Source organism: Methylibium sp. (genome assembly GCF_031393925.1).
In the GTDB taxonomy this organism is placed as follows: Bacteria; Pseudomonadota; Gammaproteobacteria; order Burkholderiales; family Burkholderiaceae_C; genus Methylibium.
On sequence record NZ_JANMWL010000047.1, the window covers coordinates 1 to 2,994 of the forward strand.

The following is a 2,994-nucleotide window of genomic DNA, read 5'->3' on the forward strand; positions in this document are numbered from 1 at the left end:
AGGCCGCGGGCGTGCCGTCGCCCTGCACCAATGTCTGCCGCATCGACGCGGCGAGCGGCTGGTGCGAGGGCTGCCACCGCAGCATCGAGGAAATCGTCGCATGGGCGCGCCTGGACGATGCGGCCAAGCGCGCCATCTGGCTGCAACTCGAGCCGCGCCGGCTCGCCCGGGAGAACCCACCATGACGCCGATCACCTTCTGGTTCGACCCGATCTCGCCCTATGCCTACCTCGCCTTCGAGCGGCTGCCCGAGGCGCTCGAAGGTTGCTCCTATGCGGTGAGCTACCGGCCGGTGCTGTTTGCCGGTCTACTCAAGCACTGGGGCCAGCTCGGCCCGGCCGAGATTGCGCCCAAGCGCGACTGGACCTATCGGCAGGCGCTATGGCTCGGCCACCGCCAGGGCACGGCGCTGCAGCTGCCCGCCGCGCACCCGTTCAATCCGCTTGCGCTGCTGCGCTTGCTGATGGCGTGCGGCAGCGAGGGCATGCAGCCTAACCGGCTGCAATGCGAGCGCGTGCTGCGCTACGTATGGCAAGGCGGGGCGGCAGTCGATGACGCCGCTCGTCTGGCCGAGCTGAGCGCCAGCCTGCAACCGCGCGGCGATCAACAGTCCGAGCCGGTCAAGCGTGCCCTGCGCGACAACACGGAAACGGCCATCGCGCACGGCGTCTTCGGCGTGCCAACGCTGGAATTGCCGGGACGGCGTGCGGACGATGCGCCGCGAATTTTCTGGGGCGCCGATGCCCTGGACATGGTGGCGGCCTGCATGCGCGGCGATCCGTGGTTCGAGTCGTCATGGGATGGGACGGCCGCGCTGCCCAGCGCGGCGCAGCGGCGGCGCTGACCGGCTCGACCGCAGTTTTGTCCGCTGCGCTCTCACATCGCGGCAACACACGGGCGGGTTTTTACTAGGCGCGTAAGTTACGGTTGGTTTCGCGTCAGAGTCGGGTCAGTGCAGGTCGTCATCCTCGCGCCTCAGCCGCATTCGCGGCGATGCCCCAGAGGAGACACCCCATGGCAGCAGTGCTATACGCTCACGGCGCGCCCGCGCGCCCGATGACGCCGGAGGAGAAGAAGGTCATCTTCGCTTCGTCCCTTGGCACCGTTTTCGAGTGGTACGACTTCTACCTGTACGGCTCGCTCGCCGCGATCATCGCCAAGCAATTCTTCTCGGGGCTGGATGCCGGCTCGGCGTTCATCTTCGCGCTGCTGGCCTTTGCCGCCGGCTTCATCGTGCGGCCGTTCGGCGCCATTTTCTTCGGCCGCCTGGGCGACATGATCGGGCGCAAGTACACCTTCCTTGTCACCATTTTGATCATGGGCCTGTCGACCTTCATCGTCGGCATCCTGCCCAACTACGCCTCGATCGGCGTCGCTGCCCCGGTGATCCTGATCGCGCTGCGGCTGCTGCAGGGCCTGGCGCTCGGCGGCGAGTACGGCGGTGCAGCCACCTACGTGGCCGAGCACTCGCCGCAGAACCGTCGCGGCGCCTACACGTCGTGGATCCAGACCACCGCCACGCTGGGCCTGTTCCTTTCGCTGCTGGTGATTCTCGGCACGCGCACCTGGCTGGGTGAAGAGAAGTTCGCCGACTGGGGCTGGCGCATCCCGTTCCTGGTCTCGATCTTCCTGTTGGGCATCTCGGTCTACATCCGCCTGTCCATGAACGAGTCGCCCGCCTTCAAGAAGATGAAGGAAGAGGGCAAGACCTCCAAGGCGCCGCTGACCGAGAGCTTCGGCCAGTGGAAGAACCTGAAGATCGTGATCCTGGCGCTGGTGGGCCTGACCGCCGGCCAGGCCGTGGTCTGGTACACGGGCCAGTTCTACGCGCTGTTCTTCCTGACGCAGACGCTCAAGATCGACGGCGCCACCGCCAACATCATGATCGGGACGTCGCTGCTGATCGGCACGCCGTTCTTCATCGTGTTCGGAGCGCTGTCCGACAAGATAGGCCGCAAGTGGATCATCCTGGGCGGCTGCCTGATCGCGGTGTTCACCTACTTCCCGGTCTTCAAGGCCCTGACCGAGGCCGGCAACCCTGAACTCGCCAAGGCGCTGGCGAGCGCACCCGTCACGGTGACGGCCGATCCGAAGGAATGCTCGTTCCAGTTCAACCCGACCGGCACGCAAAAGTTCACCAGCTCCTGCGACATCGCCAAGCAGGTGCTGGCCGGCAATTCGGTCAACTACGAGAACGTGGCAGGCACCGGCGTGGCCAGCATCAAGATCGGCGACAAGGTGATCGAGTCGTACACCGCCAAGGGCATGGCGCCCGACGCGGCGAAGGCCAAGGACGCCGACTTCAAGAAGGCGGTCGTTGCGGCCATCCGCGAGGCGGGCTACCCGGCCAAGGCCGACCCGGCCAAGATCGACAAGTTCAAGGTGGTGGCGCTCCTGGTGTTCCTGGTGATCCTGGTGACGATGGTGTACGGCCCGATTGCGGCGATGCTGGTGGAGATGTTCCCGACCCGCATCCGCTACACCTCGATGAGCCTGCCGTACCACATCGGCAACGGCTGGTTCGGCGGCCTGCTGCCGACCACCGCGTTCGCGATCGTGGCGCAGACCGGCAACATCTACAACGGCCTGTGGTACCCGATCATCATCGCCGGCATGACCTTCGTGATCGGTGCGATTTTCGTGCGCGAAACCAAGGACGTGGATATCTACGCGAAGGACTGAGCGGTGTAGCCGACAGTCCGCAGCGGGCTGTCGGCATCGCTCGGCCGTGAGGCCTTTGGCCGAGCGGGCCGCCAGCGAGCGGCGCAAGTTATAAATCAAGCCGCGACGGCACCGCCTTCGCGGCTTTTTTCATCCCTCCCATCCCTCCCACCTGGACCAACCATCATGTGGAAACTCGTCATCGCCTTCATCGTCTTCGCCGCCCTCGTGATGTTCGTGCTCAACAAGAGCGGTGGTGACATCGACATGAGCGGCGAAAAGCACGGCGCCGACGCGGTCACCGCGCCCGAGGCAGCCGCCTCACCGGCCGGC

Annotated in this window: 3 protein-coding genes; all 3 read left to right on the top strand. The window is 65.8% G+C overall.

What is annotated here, in order from left to right; translation table 11 throughout:
* The first annotated feature begins 11 nt into the window (after positions 1-11).
* Entirely contained in the window at positions 12-185 is a 174-nt protein-coding gene (locus RMO12_RS03430) for a DUF1289 domain-containing protein (RefSeq protein ID WP_309638207.1), read from the top strand.
* The gene (locus tag RMO12_RS03435; protein WP_309638205.1) at positions 182-844 is read left to right on the top strand and encodes a 2-hydroxychromene-2-carboxylate isomerase; all 663 of its coding nucleotides are present in this window, start codon (positions 182-184) and stop codon (positions 842-844) included. The genes RMO12_RS03430 and RMO12_RS03435 overlap by 4 nt, the downstream gene beginning before the upstream one ends.
* A 170-nt stretch (positions 845-1,014) precedes the next feature.
* A complete protein-coding gene (locus RMO12_RS03440; RefSeq protein WP_309638206.1) occupies positions 1,015-2,682 on the top strand; it encodes an MFS transporter in 1,668 nt (555 codons plus the stop codon).
* Positions 2,683-2,994 lie beyond the last annotated feature (312 nt).